The following is an 18,452-nucleotide window of genomic DNA, read 5'->3' as shown; positions in this document are numbered from 1 at the left end:
AGTGGGGCCGGCCCCCGTATCAGGTAGGGCCGGGACGGACTTCTCTAGTTGTGTCCGGTTCCTCGGCGGCCGCTGCACGGCCGCATCGTCACCGGACGGCCATTACAGCTGTTCGGTTTCCGCGTAGTCCTGGTCGTCGTAGGCGCCCTCGGTGGACCAGGTGCCCGTGGCCACGTCGTAGCCGGCGACCTGCGACGGGTCGAAGCTCGGCGGGCTGTCCTTGAGCGACAGGCCCAGCTGGTGCAGCTTGACCTTCACCTCGTCGATGGACTTCTGGCCGAAGTTGCGGATGTCGAGCAGGTCGGACTCGGTGCGGCTGACCAGCTCGCCGACGGTGTGCACGCCCTCGCGCTTGAGGCAGTTGTAGGACCGCACGGTGAGGTCCAGGTCGTCGATCGGCAGCGCGAACGACGCGATGTGGTCGGCCTCGGCGGGCGACGGCCCGATCTCGATGCCCTCGGCCTCGACGTTGAGTTCGCGTGCCAGGCCGAACAATTCGACCAGGGTCTTACCGGCCGACGCCAGCGCGTCGCGCGGGGTGATCGAGCTCTTGGTCTCGACGTCCAGGATCAGCTTGTCGAAGTCGGTGCGCTGCTCGACACGGGTCGCGTCGACCTTGTAGGTCACCTTGAGCACCGGCGAGTAGATGGAATCGACCGGGATGCGGCCGATTTCGGCCCCGGAGGCCCGGTTCTGCACCGCCGGGACGTAGCCACGGCCACGCTCGACGACGAGCTCGACCTCGAGCTTGCCCTTGTCGTTCAGGGTCGCGATGTGCATGTCGGGGTTGTGCACCGTGACGCCGGCGGGCGGCACGATGTCGCCCGCGGTGACCGCGCCCGGGCCCTGCTTGCGCAGGTACATGGTGACCGGCTCGTCCTCCTCCGAGGACACCACCAGGCCCTTGAGGTTCAGGATGATCGCGGTGACGTCTTCCTTCACCCCGGCGACGGTGGTGAACTCGTGCAGCACGCCGTCGATGCGGATGCTGGTGACGGCCGCGCCGGGAATCGACGACAGCAGCGTGCGCCGCAGCGAATTGCCCAGGGTGTAACCGAATCCGGGCTCCAGGGGCTCGATCACGAACTGCGAGCGGTTGTCGGTGAGGACTTCCTCCGACAGGGTGGGTCGCTGAGAGATCAGCATGGTGTTTCTTCTTCTCCTTCTCGGCACCCGCTATTTGATGCCGTTAGGTTTCCGCACCGGTCGGTGCGGAAGCTCTTACTTCGAGTAGAACTCGACGATCAGCTGCTCGGCGAGCGGCACGTCGATCTGAGCCCGCTCGGGCAGCTGGTGAATCAGGATGCGCTGGCGCTCGCCGACCACCTGCAGCCAGCTCGGGATCGGGCGGTCGCCCGCCGTCTCCCGCGCGATCTGGAACGGCACCGTGTTCAGCGAGCCGTCCCGCACGTCGATGATGTCGTACTGCGACACCCGGTAGCTGGGCACGTTGACGTGCACGCCGTTGACGCTGAAGTGGCCGTGGCTGACCAGCTGGCGGGCCATCCGGCGCGTGCGGGCCAGCCCCGCGCGGTACACGACGTTGTCCAGCCGGCTTTCCAGGATCTTGAGCAGCTCCTCACCCGTCTTGCCGGGCTGCCGGGTGGCCTCTTCGTAGTAGCGGCGGAACTGCTTCTCCATCACGCCGTAGGTGAAGCGGGCCTTCTGCTTCTCCTGCAGCTGCTGCAGGTATTCGCTCTCCTTGATCCGCGCGCGGCCGTGCTGGCCGGGCGGGTAGGGGCGCTTCTCGAACGCCTGGTCGCCACCGACGAGGTCGGTGCGCAGCCGGCGCGACTTGCGGGTGATGGGTCCGGTGTAACGAGCCATGATTGTGTCCTAGACCCTTCTGCGCTTCGGCGGACGGCAGCCGTTGTGGGGCTGGGGGGTGACGTCGGAGATCGCGCCGACCTCGAGGCCCGCGGCCTGCAGCGAACGGATCGCCGTCTCCCGGCCCGAGCCCGGGCCCTTCACGAACACGTCGACCTTGCGCACACCGTGCTCCTGCGCCTTGCGCGCCGCGTTCTCGGCGGCCAGCTGAGCGGCGAACGGGGTCGATTTCCGCGAGCCCTTGAAGCCGACGTGGCCCGACGACGCCCAGGCGATGACGTTGCCCTGGGGGTCGGTGATGCTCACGATCGTGTTGTTGAACGTGCTCTTGATGTGCGCGGCACCGTGCGGGATGTTCTTCTTTTCCCGCTTGCGGGTCTTCTGCCCCTTCTTGGGGGCAGACGCTGCCTTCTTGGCTGGTGGCATGGGCGATTACCTGGCCTTCTTCTTGCCGGCGATGGTGCGCTTCGGGCCCTTGCGGGTGCGCGCATTGGTCTTGGTCCGCTGGCCGCGCACCGGCAGGCCGCGGCGGTGCCGCAGGCCCTGGTAGCAGCCGATCTCGATCTTGCGGCGAATGTCGGCCTGCACCTCGCGGCGCAGGTCACCCTCAACCTTGAGGTTCGCTTCGATGTAGTCACGCAAGTGGGTCAGCTGGTCATCGGTCAGGTCCCTGGTGCGCAGGTCCTTGTCGATCCCAGTAGCTGCCAGGATCTCGTTCGACCGGGTACGGCCGACGCCGAAAATGTAGGTCAGCGCGATCTCCATCCGCTTGTCGCGCGGCAGATCGACGCCTACTAATCGAGCCATAGGTGGCGTTTCCTCTTTTTCTAAGCGGAGGTCTGATCCCAGTCCGTTCCCGTCTTGAGACGGGGCCCGGCCTCCGTCCGGGCGTGGATGAGCGACGTACTCGCTCAGTGGTGCTGGGAGGTCTGCATTCAGTTGTGTTGGGCAGAGCCGGCCTTGATGGCTGCGACCCGCATCGCCCGGCTACGCCGCGCTTGCGATCGCCGCCGGATCAGCCCTGGCGCTGCTTGTGGCGCGGATCGGAGCAGATCACCATGACCCGCCCATGCCGACGGATCACCCTGCACTTGTCACAGATTGGCTTGACGCTCGGGTTCACCTTCACGGCTGTTCGATCCTGTTCTTTCTCGTTGTCTTATTCGGGCTTACTTGTACCGGTACACGATGCGGCCCCGGGACAGGTCGTAGGGAGACAGCTCCACCACCACCCGGTCCTCGGGCAGGATGCGGATGTAGTGCTGCCGCATCTTGCCGCTGATGTGGGCGAGCACTTTGTGACCGTTCTCCAGCTCAATGCGGAACATCGCATTGGGCAGGGGCTCGACCACGCGGCCCTCGACCTCTATGGCACCGTCCTTCTTGGCCATAACTTTTCAGCAATCCTCGTCTTTGGTTTCGTATCCTGTGTGCGCCCTTACCGGCGCAGCATTCGCCCGACTAGAAACGTGAGCCGGTTACAGGAAATTCCTCAGACAGGGCACGCAAAAAGTCGGCGCGGATGACGCACCGTTGTCCCACGATACCCGGTCAGGCCCCTTCACCCAAAATCGCCGGCAGCGAAATCCGCCCGGCCTCCTCGACCTGCCGCGAGGGCCCTGACGAGGGCATACTTAACTCCGATGACGAGCCCCGCGAGTCCCGCCGAACCCTCCGCCCAGCCTCGCAAGCCGGTGTTGCTGACCGTCGATGACGATCCCTCCGTCTCGCGCGCGGTCGCCCGTGACCTTCGCCGCCAATACGGCGACCGGCACCGGGTCGTGCGCGCCGAGTCCGGTCCCGACGCCTTGGAGACGCTCAAGGAGCTCAAGCTGCGCGGCGAGACCGTGGCGGTGCTCATCGCCGACTACCGGATGCCGCAGATGAGCGGCATCGAGTTCCTCGAGCAGGCGATGGACCTGTACCCCGCCGCGCGCCGCGTGCTGCTGACCGCGTACGCCGACACCCACGCCGCCATCGACGCGATCAACGTCGTCGACCTCGACCACTACCTGCTCAAGCCGTGGGACCCGCCGCAGGAGAAGTTCTACCCGGTGATCGACGGCCTGCTGGATGCCTGGCGGTCGGCCCCCGAACACCCGATCCCGCACACCAAGGTGATCGGGCACCGCTGGTCGGAGCGGTCCTGGCAGGTGCGCGACTTCCTGGCCCGCAACGGGCTGCACTACTCGTGGTTCATGGCCGACGATCCCGACGGCGAGCGGCTGCTCAAGGCCGCCGGCGAGGACGGCCTGCGGCTGCCCGTCGTCGTCACCGAACGCGGCGACACCCTGGTCGAACCCACCGACGCCCAGCTGGCCGACACCCTGGGCCTGACCACCACGCCATCGCAGGAGTTCTACGACCTGATCGTCATCGGCGGCGGGCCCGCGGGCCTGGCCGCCGCCGTCTACGGCGCCTCGGAGGGGTTGCGCACGGTGCTGATCGAGCGCACCGCGACGGGCGGGCAGGCGGGCCAGAGTTCACGCATCGAGAACTACCTCGGCTTCCCCGACGGCGTGTCGGGCGGCCAGTTGGCGGAGCGCGCCCGTCGGCAGGCCGAGAAGTTCGGGGCCGAGCTGATCACCGCCCGCTCCGCCACGGCGCTGGAGGTCAACGGTCCCAAGCGCACCGTGCGGTTCGCCGACGGCGGCTCGATCGACGCGCACGCGGTCATCCTGGCCACCGGCGTCACCTACCGCGAGCACCAGGCCGAGGGCTGCGGCGAGCTGACCGGCAAGGGCGTCTACTACGGGGCGGCCGTCTCGATCGCCTCGGAGTGCGCGGGCGAGGAGGTCTACGTCGTCGGTGGGGCCAACTCCGCCGGCCAGGCCGCGATGTACCTGTCCCGCGAGGCGAAGTCGGTGACCATCGTGGTGCGCGGCCCGTCGCTGGACGCGTCGATGTCCTACTACCTCATTCAGCAGATCCAGCGGCGGCCCAACATCACCGTCCGCACCTGCACCGAGGTGCGGCGCGCCGTCGGCGAGGACCACCTGGAGCGGCTGACCCTGGTCGACAACCAGACCGGGGAGACCGAGGACGTCACCTGCGCCCGGATGTTCATCTTCATCGGCGCCGCGCCGCGCACCGAATGGCTGGACGGGGTGCTCGCGCGCGACGACCACGGCTTCGTCCTCACCGGCCCGGACCTGCGCAACGTGTGCGGGTGGACGCTCGACCGCCCGCCGCATCACCTGGAGACCAGCGTGCCGGGCGTATTCGCCACCGGCGACGTGCGGGCCGAATCCGCCAAGCGCGTCGCGGCCGCGGTCGGCGAGGGATCGATGGCCGTCATGCTGGTGCACCGCTACCTGGCCGAGTCATGACGGCCAAGACACCCTGCCAGCCCGACGAGCTGCGCAGCCTGTTCCTGTTCGAGGCGCTCACCGACGAACAGCTCGCGGTGCTGTGCGCAGCTGGGCACATCGAGAACTACGAACCGGGCCCCATCTGCGTCGAAGGCGAGCCGGCGACCTGCTTCTACGTCCTCATCCAGGGCGAGTTGACGATGTCCAAGCTCTCGGGCGGCCAGGACATCGAAACCAACCGCACCTCGCAGCGCGGCGTCTACTGCGGCGCCTGGCGGGCGTTCACCGGCGGCAAGCAGAAGAGCTACGACGCCTCGGTGCACGTGACCAAGCCGTCGCGGTTCTTCGTGATGGACGCACCCGTGTTCGCCCAGTTCATGAAGGACCAGTTCCCGATGGCCGTCCACCTGCTCGACGGCATCGCCGTCGGCACCGACCGGACCCGGCGGATCATCGACAACCGGGAGAAGCTGCTCGCGCTGGGCCGGCTGTCGGCCGGGCTGACCCACCAGCTGAACAATCCCGCGGCGGCCATCGCCCGCGCGGCCGCCGATCTGCGCGGCCGGGTCGCCGGCATGCGGGGCAAGCTGTCCATGCTCGCCGACGGCACCGTCAGCCCCGAGGCACTCAGCGCCCTGGTCCACCTCCAGCAAGGGGTGGCCGAGCAGGTCGCCAAGTCGGCGACGGAACACCTGAGCGCGATGGAAACCGCCGACCGCGAGGACGCCGTCGGCGACTGGCTGGAAGAGCACGGCGTCGAGGGCGGCTGGGACATCGCGCCGACGTTCGTCGAGGGCGGCATCGACACCGACTGGCTGGAGCGGATTTCCACGGTCAGCGAAGAACTCGCGTCGACATCGCTGGAGGAGGCGATCCGGTGGATCAACTACACCATCGAGAGCGAACTGCTGATGAACCAGATTTTGGAAGCGAGCAAACGGATTTCGGCGTTGGTCGCCGACGCCAAGCAGTATTCGCAGCTGGACCGCGCCCCGTTCCAGGTGGCCAACATCCACGAATTGCTGCGCTCCACACTGGTGATGTTCGCCGACCGGTTGACCAAGGACGGAAGCAGGGGCACCAAAGCGATCACCCTGGTGAAGGATTTCGACCAGTCGCTTCCCGAAATTCCCTGCTACCCAGGTGATCTCAACCAGGTGTGGACCAACATCATCGACAACGCCATCGCCGCGATGCGCGACACGGGCGGCACGCTGACCGTCCGCACCTGCCGGGAGGGCGAGAACATGGTTCGCGTCGAGATCTGCGACACCGGGCCCGGGGTGCCCGAGGAAGCCCGCGAGCACATCTTCGAGCCGTTCTTCACCACCAAGCCGTTCGGCGAGGGCACCGGCCTCGGGCTGGACCTGGCGTTCAACATCGTCGTCAAGAAGCATCGCGGGGACCTGCGCGTCGAATCGGTGCCCGGCGACACCCGGTTCATCGTGCTGCTACCGCTGGAAGTCCCGCCGGTCGCGGACCCGGAGCCGGTCGAATCGGTGGAATAGGGCCGCCGCCGCGCCGGTTGGGAACAACCATGACCGATGCAGCGAGCAAGCCCAACCTCGGCCGGTTCGGATCGTTCGGACGCGGCGTCACGCCTGAACAAGCCAAAGACATCGAAGCCCTGGGCTACGGGGCCGTCTGGGTGGGCGGCTCTCCCCCCGCCGAGCTGGCCTGGGTGGAGCCCATCCTCGAAGCGACGACCACCCTGCAGGTGGCCACCGGCATCGTCAACATCTGGACGGCCGCGGCCAAGCCGGTGGCCGAGTCGTTCCACCGCATCGACAAGGCCTACCCCGGCCGCTTCCTGTTGGGCATCGGCGTCGGCCATCCCGAGGCGCACGCGGAGTACCGCAAGCCCTACGACGCGCTGGCCGAGTACCTGCAACAACTCGACGACTACGGCGTGCCCGCCCACCGCCGCGTGGTGGCCGCGCTCGGACCCCGGGTACTCAAGCTGTCCGCGGAGCAAGCCGCCGGGGCGCACCCGTACCTCACCACCCCCGAACACACCGCGCAGGCGCGCGAGCTGATCGGCCCGTCGGCGTTCCTGGCGCCCGAACACAAAGCCGTGCTGACCACCGACGTCGAGAAGGCCCGTGCGGTGGGCCGCAGGGCGCTCGACATCTATTTCCAACTGGCCAACTACCGCAACAACTGGAAACGGCTCGGTTTCACCGACGAGGAAGTCACCAAGCCGGGCAGCGACCGCCTGATCGACTCGTTGGTCGCCTACGGCACGCCGGAGGCGATCGCGGCCCGATTGAAAGAGCACCTCGACGCGGGGGCCGACCACGTGCCGGTGCAGGTCCTGACGAAGGATGAAAACCTGGTGCCGGCGTTGGCCGAATTGGCGGGGCCGCTCGGACTGAGCTGACAGACGCGGGAGGGGACGTAGATGACCGAGGCAGTAGCACTCAAACCCGACCTGGGCCGGTTCGGCGTCTGGCTGCCCAACCGATCCATCACCGCAGAACTGGCGGCGCGGATCGAGTCACTCGGCTACGGCGCCGCCTGGATCGGTGGATCGCCGGACGCCGAGCTGTCGTGGGTGGAACCGGCCCTGGCGCAGACCTCCTCGCTGCAGCTGGCCACCGGGATCATCAACATCTGGACGGCGCAGGCCGCGGCCGTCGCCCGGTCCTTCCAGCGCATCGAAAAGGCTTATCCCGGAAGGTTTTTGCTCGGGGTCGGCGTCGGGCATCCCGAGCACACCCAGGAGTACGTCAAGCCGTACGACGCGCTGGCCTCCTACCTCGACGAGCTCGACGCCGCGATGGTGCCCACCAGCCGCCGCGTGCTCGCCGCGCTCGGGCCGCGCGTGCTGCGGCTGGCGGCCCAGCGCAGCGCCGGCGCGCACCCGTATCTGACCACGCCGGAACACACGGCCAAGGCCCGCGAACTGGTCGGCAAGTCCGTGTTCCTCGCGCCCGAACACAAGGTGGTGCTGACCACCCCGGACCAAGAAGGGGCGGAGGCAGCCCGCGCCATCGGGCGCAGGTATGCCGACTTCTACCTGGACCTAAGTAACTACGTGAACAACTGGCTGCGGCTCGGGTTCACCGAAGCCGACGTCCGCAAGCCAGGCAGCGACCGGCTGATCGACGCGGTGGTCGCGTATGGCACGCCGGAGGCCATCGCGCAGCGACTCCGCGAACACTGCGACGCCGGAGCCGACCACGTGGCCATCCAGGTGCTGGACAGCCAGGACGACGACGCGCTCGTTTCGGCGCTCAGCGAACTGGCCGGGCCGCTGGGGCTGACTGCCGCAAGCTGACCCGTCCGCTCGGTTAGGGTTTGACCATGCGGTTACTGGTCACCGGCGGCGCGGGGTTCATCGGCGCGAACTTCGTGCACAGCACCGTCCGCGAACACCCCGAGGACTCGGTGACGGTGCTCGACGCCCTGACCTACGCCGGGCGGCGGGAGTCGCTGGCCGACGTCGAGGACGCCATTCGGCTGGTCGTCGGGGACATCTGCGACACCGAGCTGGTCTCCGGGCTGGTCGCCGAGTCCGACGCGGTCGTGCACTTCGCCGCGGAAAGCCACGTGGACAACGCGCTGGACGACCCGGGCCCGTTCCTGCACACGAACGTGGTCGGCACGTTCACCATCCTGGAAGCCGTCCGGCGCCACGGCGTGCGGTTGCACCACATTTCGACCGACGAGGTCTACGGCGACCTCGAGCTCGACGACCCCAACCGGTTCACCGAATCGACGCCCTACAACCCGTCGAGCCCGTACTCGGCCACCAAGGCCGGAGCCGACATGCTGGTCCGGGCGTGGGTTCGCTCCTACGGCGTGCGCGCGACGATCTCGAATTGCTCCAACAACTACGGCCCGTATCAGCATGTCGAGAAGTTCATCCCGCGCCAGATCACCAACGTGCTCACCGGCCGGCGGCCCAAGCTGTACGGCAGCGGCGCCAACGTCCGCGACTGGATCCACGTCGACGACCACAACAGCGCCGTGCGGCGCATCCTGGAAAAGGGCGAAATCGGCCGCACCTACCTGATCAGCTCGGAGGGCGAACGCGACAACCTCAGCGTGCTGCGCACGCTGCTGAAGATGATGGGCCGCGAACCCGACGACTTCGACCACGTGACCGACCGCGTCGGCCACGACTTGCGCTACGCCATCGACCCGTCGATGCTCTACGACGAATTGTGCTGGGCGCCAAAGCATACCGACTTCGAGGAGGGCTTGAGCGCCACCATCGACTGGTATCGTGCGAACGAATCGTGGTGGCGCCCTCTGAAGGACGCCGCGGAAGCCCGTTATGAAGGACGTGGTCAATAAGATGAAGGTTCGCGAACTCGACATCCCCGGCACCTGGGAGATCACCCCCGCCCTTCATGGCGACTCCCGGGGCCTGCTCTTCGAGTGGCTCACCGACCACGACTTCACCGGCTTCGCCGGTCACCGCCTGGACGTCCGGCAGGCCAACTGTTCGGTGTCGTCCGCCGGCGTGCTACGTGGCCTGCACTTCGCCCAGGTTCCCCCGAGCCAGGCCAAATACGTGACCTGCGTGTCCGGCTCGGTGTTCGATGTGGTGGTCGACATCCGGGTGGGCTCACCCACATTCGGCCAGTGGGATTCGGTTCTGCTCGACGACCTGAATCACAAGACGATTTACATTTCGGAGGGCTTGGCGCACGGCTTCCTTGCGCTCCAAGACAATTCGACGGTGATGTACCTGTGCTCGGCCGAATACAACCCCCAGCGCGAACACACCATCTGCCCCACGGATCCGGCGTTGGCGATCGACTGGCCGCTGGTCAACGGCGCCGCCCCCAACCTGTCCGACCGCGACGCGGCTGCCCCGAGCTTCGAAGAGGTCCGCGCCTCGGGCCTGCTGCCCTCCTGGGAGGAGACGCAGCGGTTCATCAACGCCAAGCGCGACGGGTAACGGGGGCGGTCGCGGGCGACCCGGCCACCAAGACCGGGGATGAATTTTGTGGCGCGCGTGCGGATCGCGTTTGCACACCTGACGCCGAGCGCCGTTATGGCTCACCGGATATGGGGCAGTGGCGGTTTTGCCACCGAGAAATCCCTCAGGTAGCGTGAATTCGCCCGCTTTGGCGATCTGTGACGATATGACGACACCGCAGCGCCCTACGCGGACGACTGGGGAGGCGGATGAAACTCGGGCAGGTATTCGATCCGCGCAATAACGCACTCAATGCGTGGCGCTTGGCGCTGGCCGCCGAAGTGATCTTCTGGCACACGTTGTCCGTAAGGAATCACCTCCCGTCGTCCCGGGCAGTGCTGCAACTGCTCCTTTGCATAGGGGTGGATGGGTTCTTCGGCATTTCCGGATTCCTGATCACCGCGAGTTGGCTGAGCAACCCGAAGCTACGCGAATATCTCGCCGCTCGGGCTCTTCGCATCCTGCCCGGCTTTTACGTTTGCCTGCTGGTGACCGCCTTCGTGATTGCTCCTATCAGCGTGGCGATTCAAGGCGGGTCGCCCGCCAAACTCATATCGTCGGGCGCGCCGCTGGAATACGTTCTGAAGAACAGCGCCGTGGCGCTGGTCAAATTCGATGTCGGTGGCACACCGCGCGACATTCCCAACGCGGGGATGTGGAACGGTTCGCTGTGGTCCCTCATTTGGGAAATCATGTGCTACCTAGTCGTCGCGGGTATCGGGGTAGTCGGCCTTGCGAAGTACCGGTGGGTATCCCTGGCAATCCTCTTGCCGGCGACGGTCGGGGCCGCAATGCTGCCGCCGTTGAGATTTCCCGACGTACTTCATCAACATGAGGGCGGCGGCGACGTCCGCACCGCCCTGCTCTTCTTGATTTGCCGGTCCGCAATCATGTTCGCGGCCGGGGCGTTCCTTTACCAGTGGCGCGACGTGATTCCCGCGCGATGGTGGCTCGTCGGGGTGAGCGTCGCCATCGTCATAGCGGCCGGTTCGCTACCCGACTACCGGGTCGTCGCCGCCGTCCCGCTGGCCTATGCCGTCATCGTCTCCGGCTCCCTGATCCACAACGAGCGCTTGAGGCTGCGTACGGACCTGTCTTACGGGACTTATATCTACGCCTACCCGGTTCAGCAGTTGCTCACCGTCATGGGACTTCTCCGTTTGGCCCCGCTCCTCTTCACCCTCGTCGTGGCAGCGGCGACGTTGCCCCTGGCCGTGGCGAGCTGGTTTCTCATCGAAAGGCCCGCCAGGTCTCTCAAATACCGTCTGAAGCGCAAGTCGGTGACCCCGGTCCCCGACGGAGCGGGCGACGACCGGCGCACCCGAGAGGCACCGGATACCGCCTAGCCGTGGGTGCGAGCAGTCCGGGAGATACGGGCTTCACACAAGTTCATAGAGTGTCTTATGATTCCGCGGGCAGCTCGGGGGCTACGACAGGAAGACGCGTGACACTCGGGCAGCAATTCGATCCGCGCAACAATGCACTCAACGCGTGGCGGCTGGTGCTGGCGATTTCGGTGATACTAGGCCACTCCTTCACCCTGACCGGACATCATCTGCCGGCCGGGATGGTTGGACATCTCTTGGGCGCCGGAGGGGTCGACGGCTTCTTCGCGGTCTCGGGATTCCTGATCACCGCGAGCTGGCTTCGGCACCCCCACATCCGGGACTATCTCGTGGCCCGCGCCCTGCGCATCCTCCCCGGGTTCTACGTCTGCCTGGTCGTCACCGCATTCGTCGTCGCCCCGATCGGCGTTCACATCCAGGGCGGCTCGGCGGTGAAATTGCTACTGTCCTCGGCGCCCTTCGACTACGTCCTGATGAACAGCGCGGTGGCCACCCTCAAGGTCGATGTGGGCGGAACGCCGACCGGGATCCCGTATCCGGGCACGTGGAACAGTTCGCTGTGGACACTCATGTTCGAGCTGGCCTGCTATCTGGCCGTGGCGGCCATCGGCGTCGCCGGCCTCGCCAGCCGCCGGTGGGTCTCCCCCGCGATCTTGGTAGTGGCGGTGGCGGCCGAGGTGTTATCGCCGCCCATGGCAATCGGCCAGCCGATGGCTTCCCAGTTCGCCGCCGCGAGCGCGCGCTTCGCCGTCATGTTCGCGGCCGGAGCCTTGCTCTACCAATGGCGGGACAAGATCCCCGCCCGGTGGTCGCTTGTGTGGGTGTGCGTGGTCGTCGTCGCCCTGGGCGGCACGCTACTTCCGCATCATCGGCTGCTTGGTGGCATCCCCCTTGCCTACGCGATCATCGCGTCCGGCGCGCTACTGCAGAGCAAACGACTCAGGCTCCGTACGGATCTCTCCTACGGCGTGTACATCTACGGCTTCCCGGTTCAGCAGTTGCTGATGATCTCGTGGGTTGGCGTCCCGACTCCGATTGTGCACGCGGGCGTCGCGACGATAGCCACACTGCCGCTAGCCGCTCTGAGCTGGTTTCTGGTCGAGAAGCCCGCGATGTCGCTGAAGGCCCAACTGTTGACCAAGTGGAAGGCGGAAGAGGAAGCCGCCGACATGGTGGATCTCATCCTTGAGGAACCGACTGACGAGGTTGCCGATCCCGCCTAGTCGCCAGCTCCCCCGCCCACAGCAGCACCGTCAACGCCTCCGCGGTCACCGTAATCGCGGCATAGGGCGCGGGTTCCCAACCTCGCTCGACAAACCCCTGCAGCCCAACGGTCCTCGACAGCGCGAACGCGACCAGCGAGCCGCCCGCCACGGCGGCTGCGGCCCACCGCAGCCATTCGGGACCGCCAAGGAGGATCAGCAGCGCGATCGCGAACGACACACTGGCCTGGACCAGAAACGCGGCGCCGATGTCCGGGATGTGGCGATAGCCATGGACATACAGGTAGGCGTGGCCGGCGGCGCTGACGGCCAGTGACACGGCCAGGCCGAGGCGAATCAGCAGAGTCATTGCAGGGCCTGCTCTTTCAACGCCAAGACGGTCTCACCCTTGGTGTAGCTCACCTCGCGGATGCCGAGCGCGTCGCGGAGCTTGCCCGCGGGCAGGGTGACCGGCTTGGGCGCGGGCCCGTCGCCGGGCTTCGGCAGCGGGTACGCGGTCGTGGTCCCGCTGTAGAACGTCACCTTGCCCTCCGTCTTGGAAAACAGTTGGTGCACATGCCCGTTCAGGCAGGTGACCGACGAGAACCGGCGCAGGTAGGACAGCGCCTGGGTCGCGTCGTCGGTGCCCCAGCCCCAGTTCGGGTACATCGCGAACAACGGGATGTGGCTGAACACGATGACGGGGGTGTCGCTCGACAGCCGCGCGACGTCCTTTTCGACGAACTCCAGCTGGTCGGTCCCCAGGTGCCCGAGTTTGTGCAGGTTCAACGTGTTGACCAGTGCGATCACGTGGACGCCCGCGGTGTCGAAGCTGTACCAGCCGTCACCGGCGGATCCGGCGCCGAAGGCGCTGCGGTACTTCTGGCCCGCGTCGTCGACGGAGTCGTGCTCCCCCGGAACGGTGAACACGTGCGGCGTCTTCAAGGCGGTCATCATCTGCTTCACCTGGTCGAACTGCTCGGGGCTGGACAGGTGCGTGAGGTCACCGGTATGCACCACGAAATCCGGTGTGTAGCCGAGGTTGTTGACCTGGTCGATGGCGTGGCCGAATGTGCCGGCGACGTCCGGGTTGGGTGCCCCGGTGAAGCCGATGTGGCTGTCGCTGATCTGCGCGAACCGCAGGGCGGGCCGGGCGTGGGTGTGCTCGGTGGCGGCCGCGCCGGCGACGTGCGAAATGACCTCGCCGCCAACCACGGAGAACCCGACCGCCGCGCCGAACCAAGCCGTGTGTCGCATCAGCTGGCGGCGACTCATGTTCGGGTTCACCGGGTCACCACCACGGTCCCGTGCATCATCGGGTGGATCGAGCACACGTAGTCGAAAGTGCCCGGGTCGGTGAAGGTGTGGGTGAATGTGGCACCGGTCCCCATCCCGGGCGAGTGGAACGACCCGTCGCTCGCGGCCACGGTGTGGGGCTCTTCGTCGCGGTTGGTCCACGTGACCGTGGTGCCCGCGGTGACGGTCAGCGTCGCGGGCGCGAACGCGAAACCGTCGATGTTGACCTGGTTGCCGGTCGCCGGCGCCGCCGGTGCGGTGACGGACGTGGAACCCATGGACACGCCGGGACTGGAGCCGGCGGCCGGCCGCGAAGCCGAGCAACCCGCCAGCACCGCGGCGGCGGCCAGCGCGGCCGCCGAAAGTTTTGTAAGCGTCATGCCCATAGATAGGGCGACGCGTTACACCGCTCAGGCGGGCTGGTCGGGACGCGGGGGCGCGAACACCTCGATGACGCCGTCGGCCTCGCGAACCAACAACGGCGGCAACGGCTTCGGGGCGATCGGCAACTGATGGGTGAGCACCTGCCCGGTCGGCGAGAAGGACGTCGAGTGACAGGGGCAGCGCAGCGTGTCGTCGGGCGCGTCGAACCACAACCGGCACCCCTGGTGGGTGCACACGCCGGAGACGGCCTGGGGTTTGCCGTCGACACGGCGCACGAACCCGCTGACCGAACCCAGGTCGAACGGGTGCATGACCCCGTCGGTCACCTGCGAGCTGGCCGCCACGCGCTGCCACGTCCCGGCGTTGGGCGTGAGCGGCGCGTTGTCGGCGGCCGGGACACCACCGGTTTCACCGGTGACCAGCGCGCGGTCGATGGACACCGCGGTGACCGCGGCGGCCGCCGCGGCGGACGTCCCGACGATGACCTGGCGGCGGGTGCTGCTGTGTTTGGGCGCCGCTTCTCCGCGGCCGTCGGACATCTGTTCGGCGATGCGGCGATGCAGATCGTCGAGGAACTCCGGGCGCGGCGCGTCGCCCCTGCGCCCGGCCGCGCGCAGTTCGATCGCCGTGCGCAGCTGCGCCGCCTCGAAGTCGTCGGGGGCGAACGGCCTGGGCCGGCGGCCCCGCAACAGGTCGTCGACGTATCGGCGTAACCCGCGGGCGTTCATGGTGCGCCCCCCTCGTTCACCTGTGCCGCCAGCCGAAGCGCGCGATGCTGTAGCACCTTGGCGTTGGCGACGCTGACCCCCAGCTCCGCGGCGGAGTCCTTGATCGAATGACCCTGCAGGAAGCGCAGTTCCAGGATGTGCCGGTAACGGTCCGGAAGGTTGTCCAGGACCCGGGCGACACGCTGCGGCGCCGTGCTGATCGCCTCCTCGCTTTCCGGTGGCTGTTCGATGTCGTCGATCGAGGTTATCTCCCGGCCCAGCGTCTCCCGCCAGTGCGCGGCCAGCACCGTTCGCGCGGTGACCCGCAGGTACGCGCGCACCTCGCCGACGCTCGCGGTCAGCCGGAGCGGCCGCAGCGCCGCCAGGAAGACCTCGGCGGTGAGGTCCTCGGCGTCGGCCCGGTTGCCGACACGCGCGAACAGCGTGCGATACACCCAGGACGCGTTGTCCTGGTACACCGCTTCCCAATCGGGATAGCCATCGTCAATGCCGCTGTCGGGCACCGCCCGCAGCGGCCGTTTGACGGGTTCGTTTCCTGCCGCCACGTGCCTCCTCCACCCGATGAATATCGAGCCGGGTTACACCGGGTATCACGGTGCCGCGAGCGAGGTTTGTTCACTGAGCAGTTCGTCGAGTTTGGCGGCGGTGGCCGAGAATACCGACTTGGCGATGCTGAGTATGCGTTCACGGACGCGGGGCTTCGCCGACGCCGGCGGCAACAGGTGGCCGATCAGGTGACCGAACAGGTCCAGGCGCGCCGCGGACATCCAGGCGGTCAGGTCCGGGTCGTCGAGCCAGCGCAACTGATTGGCGTAGTCGGCCCGCGCCAGCCGCAGCCAGTCCGTGTCGGTGTCGGGATGCGGCAACGGCACGCACAGCTCGTTCTTGACCGGGTCGTCGTGGTACACGGCTTCGACGTGGGCGATCAGCGCGGCGCTGAAGATCTGCTGGCAGCCGCGAACGGCTTGCAGCGTGATGTGTCCGGCACCGAAAATGGGTGTCGCCGGCCGCTTTTCGGCGCCGTCGGCGGTGCAGTCGATGTACAGGTCGTCACCGCCGCGCATCACCGTGCCGCCGTCGAGGACGATTCGGTCCGCGTCCACGCGCCGCACGTGGCCCATTCGGACCACGTCGCCGATGCGGCGGAGCTGATCGAGTTCCAGCCGGGTGACGGTCGCGCAGCGGTACATGGTGGGCCGGACCGCCGGGTCGACGCGCAGCAGCAGGCCGGCGTCCTCCTGCCTCGCGAACAGGTCCTCGACCGACGTGGCGTCCCGGATGGCCCGCAGCTGCGCGGTGAAGCTGTTCTTGATGACGTCGGCGAACAACGACCCGGGCTGCATCGTCGCCCGATCCAGCAGCCACGAGTCGCGGGGCATGATCCAGGTCAGCCGCTCCGGCGCGATGCCCTGGCCGAGCAGCCACAGGCACGTGTCGATGCCGGTCTTGCCGGCGCCGACGATCACGTACCGCTGGTGCGCGCCGAGCCGTGGCAGGTCGCCGGGGGGCACGCAGGCGACGCCGGGTGCGACCGCGTAGGGGGGCGGGCGCATGGCCGGCACCGTGACGCGCATGTAGGTGGCGTCGACGACGCGGCGCGCCACGGTGACGGTGTAGTCGTCGCCCGCGAGCGTGGTGAAGCGGCCTTTTGCGCCTTCCTGGCCGCGGTACTCGCTCATCGGGAAGTAGGTGACCCGCCCGGTCGCCAACAGCTGCCGGCGCATCACGTGGTCGTAGTAGGCGCACACCTCCCCGGCGGTGGCCAACTCGTAAAGCCCCTGATTCCAACCGATTCGGTCAATCGAGTCGCTGCCCAGCGGCAGCGAGTTGACGCCGTAGAACGCCGAGGGCTGATGCAGGCGGACGAACGGGTAGGCCATGGTCCAGTGCCCGCCCGGCTGGTGGTTGCGATCGACCAGCACCACGCGGGCGTCCGTCTCGGATACCAGCGTGTCGACGAACGCCATGCCCATGGCGCCCGCGCCGACCACCAGGTAGTCGGCCTCGATGGTGTGCATACGCCTGAAGGCTAGCGCGCTCAGCCGATGTCGGCCGCCGCGGCGCGGAGGTCATCGAGGGCCTTGAGGGCCAATTCGGCGAGGTCCTGGTCGTCGTCCCCGGCAAGCCATTCGGCGTAGGCCTCCTTGAACGCGAGCACGCCCAGCTCGGCGGCCAGGGCCGCGACCCTCTTCGGCACGCCCCGCGCGCGCAACGCGTCGGCCGTGGCCGCGGCGAGGCCGACCTGTTTGAGCGCGTCGCGCTCCTGCAGCTCGGTGCTGCTGGCGATGACGGCCTGCAGCCGGGGACCCAGCTCGCGATTGAACGGCGCCAACGGTCCGGCCGCCCGCTGTAGCCCGGCGGCGACCGCGGCGAGCGGGCTTGCATTCGGGGGCGCCGAGGCGATGCCCTCGGTCAGCAGTCGCGCGAGGGTCTCCTGGCCGGCCGCCAGCACCTCGCGCTTGTCGGGGAAGTACCGGAAGAAGGTGCTTTTCGTCAGGCCGGCCCGATCGGCGATCTCGGCGACGGTGGTCCGGTCGTAACCCTGATCGGAGAACAGCTGCAGGGCGGCGGCGACCAGCCGCGCGCGCGCATCCGGTTCCCAACGGGGCATCCGGTCATCGTAGCGATGCGACATTTGTCCCATCACTCTGCTAGCGTGATGAGACATAAGTCCCATCACTCGAGGAGATGCTCATGCGCGTGTTCGTCACCGGCGCCACCGGCGGGATCGGTTCGGCTGTCGTGCCCGAGCTCATCGGCGCGGGCCACGAGGTCTTGGCGTTGGCGCGCTCCGACGCGTCGGCCCGGGCCGCCCGAGCCCTGGGAGCCGACGTGCTGCCCGGCGATCTTGATGACCCGGACAGCCTGCGCACGGGCGCCAAGGAGTCCGACGGGGTCGTTCACCTCGCCTTCCTGCACTTCGACGATTTCGAGAAGGCGGTCGCCCAGGAAGCCGGCGCGGTCGACGCGTTCGGCGCCGCGCTCGACGGGACCGGCAAGCCGTTCGTGATGGCGTCGGGCACGCCCCCCGTCCCGGGTCGCGCCTCCACCGAGCGGGATGCGCCACCGACGGAGGGCCCGATCGGCGGGCGTGCCCAAAACGCGCACGCCGCCCTGGAACTGGCCGCCCGAGGCGTCCGTTCGGCGGTGGTCCGCCTCCCCCGCTCCGTCCATCGGGCCGGCGGCCCCTGCGGTTTCGCCTCCCTGCTCGTCGAGGCCGCCCGACGAACCGGGGTGTCCGGATACGTCGGCGACGGCGTGCGCCACCGTCCCCGGAGTGGCCTCCTCGAGGACCAGGCGGAACAGGCGGGCGGCGTCGAGGACGTGCACGGCGGGCCAGCGCTGGGTGCCGTCGCCGACGTATCCGGACACCCCGGTTCGTCGGGCGGCCTCGACGAGCAGGGAGGCGAAACCGCAGGGGCCGC

General features: G+C 67.8%; 21 protein-coding genes and 3 pseudogenes. 10 read left to right on the top strand and 14 right to left on the bottom strand.

Going from position 1 to position 18,452, the window contains the following annotated elements:
* Nucleotides 1–102 precede the first annotated feature (102 nt).
* From A9X03_RS18525 to infA, 6 genes are all read right to left on the bottom strand, one after another.
* Nucleotides 103–1,146 carry a DNA-directed RNA polymerase subunit alpha gene (locus A9X03_RS18525; RefSeq protein ID WP_055403402.1) on the bottom strand — a complete coding sequence of 348 codons (1,044 nt, stop codon included), beginning with the start codon at nucleotides 1,144–1,146 and terminating at the stop codon, nucleotides 103–105.
* A 75-nt stretch (nucleotides 1,147–1,221) separates the two neighbouring features.
* On the bottom strand, nucleotides 1,222–1,827 hold the full coding sequence (gene rpsD, locus A9X03_RS18520; protein WP_067273257.1) for a 30S ribosomal protein S4: 606 nt from the start codon (nucleotides 1,825–1,827) through the stop codon (nucleotides 1,222–1,224).
* Nucleotides 1,828–1,836: 9 nt separating this feature from the next.
* Complete coding sequence (gene rpsK, locus A9X03_RS18515) at nucleotides 1,837–2,253, bottom strand: 30S ribosomal protein S11 (protein ID WP_046182344.1); 417 nt, start codon at nucleotides 2,251–2,253, stop codon at nucleotides 1,837–1,839.
* 6 nt (nucleotides 2,254–2,259) lie between these two features.
* Nucleotides 2,260–2,634, bottom strand: coding sequence for a 30S ribosomal protein S13 (rpsM, locus tag A9X03_RS18510; protein ID WP_007167900.1), 375 nt, complete (start codon nucleotides 2,632–2,634; stop codon nucleotides 2,260–2,262).
* Nucleotides 2,635–2,842: 208 nt separating this feature from the next.
* Entirely contained in the window at nucleotides 2,843–2,956 is a 114-nt protein-coding gene (gene rpmJ, locus A9X03_RS28630) for a 50S ribosomal protein L36 (protein ID WP_003879483.1), read from the bottom strand.
* A gap of 40 nt (nucleotides 2,957–2,996) precedes the next feature.
* Complete coding sequence (infA, locus tag A9X03_RS18505; RefSeq protein WP_003418601.1) at nucleotides 2,997–3,218, bottom strand: translation initiation factor IF-1; 222 nt, start codon at nucleotides 3,216–3,218, stop codon at nucleotides 2,997–2,999.
* Nucleotides 3,219–3,470: 252 nt separating this feature from the next.
* On the opposite strand from infA, the gene A9X03_RS18500 reads away from it, so the two are divergent.
* The 9 genes and pseudogenes from A9X03_RS18500 to A9X03_RS18465 all read left to right on the top strand — a co-directional run bounded on the left by A9X03_RS18500 (nucleotide 3,471) and on the right by A9X03_RS18465 (nucleotide 12,640).
* Nucleotides 3,471–5,156, top strand: a complete 1,686-nt coding sequence (locus tag A9X03_RS18500) for an FAD-dependent oxidoreductase (RefSeq protein WP_067754425.1) — start codon at nucleotides 3,471–3,473, stop codon at nucleotides 5,154–5,156.
* Nucleotides 5,153–5,512 (top strand): annotated as a pseudogene (locus A9X03_RS30900) (cyclic nucleotide-binding domain-containing protein); the annotation flags it as partial. The gene A9X03_RS18500 and the pseudogene A9X03_RS30900, both read left to right, overlap by 4 nt.
* 537 nt (nucleotides 5,513–6,049) lie before the next feature.
* Nucleotides 6,050–6,646: a sensor histidine kinase gene (locus A9X03_RS30895; protein ID WP_369831385.1), complete on the top strand. Its 597-nt coding sequence runs from the start codon at nucleotides 6,050–6,052 to the stop codon at nucleotides 6,644–6,646.
* Nucleotides 6,647–6,675: 29 nt separating this feature from the next.
* A complete protein-coding gene (locus tag A9X03_RS18490; protein ID WP_068262330.1) occupies nucleotides 6,676–7,518 on the top strand; it encodes an LLM class F420-dependent oxidoreductase in 843 nt (280 codons plus the stop codon).
* A 21-nt stretch (nucleotides 7,519–7,539) separates the two neighbouring features.
* Nucleotides 7,540–8,418: an LLM class F420-dependent oxidoreductase gene (locus A9X03_RS18485; RefSeq protein WP_068262327.1), complete on the top strand. Its 879-nt coding sequence runs from the start codon at nucleotides 7,540–7,542 to the stop codon at nucleotides 8,416–8,418.
* A 26-nt stretch (nucleotides 8,419–8,444) separates the two neighbouring features.
* Nucleotides 8,445–9,440 (top strand): dTDP-glucose 4,6-dehydratase, encoded by a 996-nt coding sequence (gene rfbB, locus A9X03_RS18480; protein WP_067754409.1) that lies wholly within the window; start codon nucleotides 8,445–8,447, stop codon nucleotides 9,438–9,440.
* Nucleotide 9,441: 1 nt separating this feature from the next.
* Entirely contained in the window at nucleotides 9,442–10,050 is a 609-nt protein-coding gene (gene rfbC, locus A9X03_RS18475; RefSeq protein WP_067754406.1) for a dTDP-4-dehydrorhamnose 3,5-epimerase, read from the top strand.
* A gap of 230 nt (nucleotides 10,051–10,280) precedes the next feature.
* Entirely contained in the window at nucleotides 10,281–11,417 is a 1,137-nt protein-coding gene (locus tag A9X03_RS18470; protein ID WP_067785583.1) for an acyltransferase, read from the top strand.
* A 98-nt stretch (nucleotides 11,418–11,515) separates the two neighbouring features.
* Nucleotides 11,516–12,640 (top strand): acyltransferase, encoded by a 1,125-nt coding sequence (locus A9X03_RS18465; protein WP_068262311.1) that lies wholly within the window; start codon nucleotides 11,516–11,518, stop codon nucleotides 12,638–12,640.
* Here A9X03_RS18465 and A9X03_RS18460 read toward each other — a convergent pair.
* From A9X03_RS18460 to A9X03_RS18430, 7 genes are read right to left on the bottom strand one after another with little or no spacing between them, the layout of a single operon-like run.
* Complete coding sequence (locus tag A9X03_RS18460) at nucleotides 12,597–12,989, bottom strand: hypothetical protein (RefSeq protein ID WP_068262309.1); 393 nt, start codon at nucleotides 12,987–12,989, stop codon at nucleotides 12,597–12,599. The two genes, A9X03_RS18465 and A9X03_RS18460, sit on opposite strands and share 44 nt — an antisense overlap.
* Nucleotides 12,986–13,894: a metallophosphoesterase gene (locus A9X03_RS18455; protein WP_067754595.1), complete on the bottom strand. Its 909-nt coding sequence runs from the start codon at nucleotides 13,892–13,894 to the stop codon at nucleotides 12,986–12,988. Before A9X03_RS18455 ends, A9X03_RS18460 begins: the two co-directional genes overlap by 4 nt.
* 8 nt (nucleotides 13,895–13,902) lie before the next feature.
* Entirely contained in the window at nucleotides 13,903–14,301 is a 399-nt protein-coding gene (locus A9X03_RS18450) for a cupredoxin family copper-binding protein (RefSeq protein WP_068262306.1), read from the bottom strand.
* Between the two features lie 24 nt (nucleotides 14,302–14,325).
* Nucleotides 14,326–15,027 (bottom strand): Rieske (2Fe-2S) protein, encoded by a 702-nt coding sequence (locus tag A9X03_RS18445; RefSeq protein WP_067754391.1) that lies wholly within the window; start codon nucleotides 15,025–15,027, stop codon nucleotides 14,326–14,328.
* On the bottom strand, nucleotides 15,024–15,572 hold the full coding sequence (locus A9X03_RS18440; RefSeq protein WP_068262303.1) for an RNA polymerase sigma factor: 549 nt from the start codon (nucleotides 15,570–15,572) through the stop codon (nucleotides 15,024–15,026). The genes A9X03_RS18445 and A9X03_RS18440 overlap by 4 nt, the downstream gene beginning before the upstream one ends.
* Nucleotides 15,573–15,617: 45 nt before the next feature.
* The gene (locus A9X03_RS18435) at nucleotides 15,618–17,045 is read right to left on the bottom strand and encodes an NAD(P)-binding protein (RefSeq protein WP_068262300.1); all 1,428 of its coding nucleotides are present in this window, start codon (nucleotides 17,043–17,045) and stop codon (nucleotides 15,618–15,620) included.
* A gap of 20 nt (nucleotides 17,046–17,065) precedes the next feature.
* Nucleotides 17,066–17,638, bottom strand: a complete 573-nt coding sequence (locus tag A9X03_RS18430) for a TetR/AcrR family transcriptional regulator (protein WP_067754589.1) — start codon at nucleotides 17,636–17,638, stop codon at nucleotides 17,066–17,068.
* 77 nt (nucleotides 17,639–17,715) lie between these two features.
* On the opposite strand from A9X03_RS18430, the pseudogene A9X03_RS30385 reads away from it, so the two are divergent.
* Nucleotides 17,716–17,988: pseudogene (locus A9X03_RS30385) on the top strand (SDR family NAD(P)-dependent oxidoreductase); the annotation flags it as partial.
* A gap of 285 nt (nucleotides 17,989–18,273) precedes the next feature.
* Here the strand turns inward: A9X03_RS30385 and A9X03_RS30380 are convergent.
* Nucleotides 18,274–18,452, bottom strand: a pseudogene (locus A9X03_RS30380) (3-beta hydroxysteroid dehydrogenase); the annotation flags it as partial.

Origin of the sequence: Mycobacterium sp. E1715 (assembly GCF_001667625.1) — a bacterium.
Classification (GTDB): domain Bacteria; phylum Actinomycetota; class Actinomycetes; order Mycobacteriales; family Mycobacteriaceae; genus Mycobacterium.
The sequence above is the reverse complement of the archived record's forward strand: the minus strand, read 5'-3'. Positions and strand labels throughout refer to the sequence as shown.

Coding starts and splice junctions, on each gene's coding strand:
- A9X03_RS18525 (WP_055403402.1), bottom strand. CDS start 1,146: ATGCTGATCTCTCAGCGACCCACCCTGTCGGAGGAAGTCCTCACCGAC.
- rpsD (WP_067273257.1), bottom strand. CDS start 1,827: ATGGCTCGTTACACCGGACCCATCACCCGCAAGTCGCGCCGGCTGCGC.
- rpsK (WP_046182344.1), bottom strand. CDS start 2,253: ATGCCACCAGCCAAGAAGGCAGCGTCTGCCCCCAAGAAGGGGCAGAAG.
- rpsM (WP_007167900.1), bottom strand. CDS start 2,634: ATGGCTCGATTAGTAGGCGTCGATCTGCCGCGCGACAAGCGGATGGAG.
- infA (WP_003418601.1), bottom strand. CDS start 3,218: ATGGCCAAGAAGGACGGTGCCATAGAGGTCGAGGGCCGCGTGGTCGAG.
- A9X03_RS18500 (WP_067754425.1), top strand. CDS start 3,471: ATGACGAGCCCCGCGAGTCCCGCCGAACCCTCCGCCCAGCCTCGCAAG.
- A9X03_RS30895 (WP_369831385.1), top strand. CDS start 6,050: ATGAACCAGATTTTGGAAGCGAGCAAACGGATTTCGGCGTTGGTCGCC.
- A9X03_RS18490 (WP_068262330.1), top strand. CDS start 6,676: ATGACCGATGCAGCGAGCAAGCCCAACCTCGGCCGGTTCGGATCGTTC.
- A9X03_RS18485 (WP_068262327.1), top strand. CDS start 7,540: ATGACCGAGGCAGTAGCACTCAAACCCGACCTGGGCCGGTTCGGCGTC.
- rfbB (WP_067754409.1), top strand. CDS start 8,445: ATGCGGTTACTGGTCACCGGCGGCGCGGGGTTCATCGGCGCGAACTTC.
- rfbC (WP_067754406.1), top strand. CDS start 9,442: ATGAAGGTTCGCGAACTCGACATCCCCGGCACCTGGGAGATCACCCCC.
- A9X03_RS18470 (WP_067785583.1), top strand. CDS start 10,281: ATGAAACTCGGGCAGGTATTCGATCCGCGCAATAACGCACTCAATGCG.
- A9X03_RS18460 (WP_068262309.1), bottom strand. CDS start 12,989: ATGACTCTGCTGATTCGCCTCGGCCTGGCCGTGTCACTGGCCGTCAGC.
- A9X03_RS18455 (WP_067754595.1), bottom strand. CDS start 13,894: ATGAGTCGCCGCCAGCTGATGCGACACACGGCTTGGTTCGGCGCGGCG.
- A9X03_RS18450 (WP_068262306.1), bottom strand. CDS start 14,301: ATGGGCATGACGCTTACAAAACTTTCGGCGGCCGCGCTGGCCGCCGCC.
- A9X03_RS18445 (WP_067754391.1), bottom strand. CDS start 15,027: ATGAACGCCCGCGGGTTACGCCGATACGTCGACGACCTGTTGCGGGGC.
- A9X03_RS18435 (WP_068262300.1), bottom strand. CDS start 17,045: ATGCACACCATCGAGGCCGACTACCTGGTGGTCGGCGCGGGCGCCATG.
- A9X03_RS18430 (WP_067754589.1), bottom strand. CDS start 17,638: ATGCCCCGTTGGGAACCGGATGCGCGCGCGCGGCTGGTCGCCGCCGCC.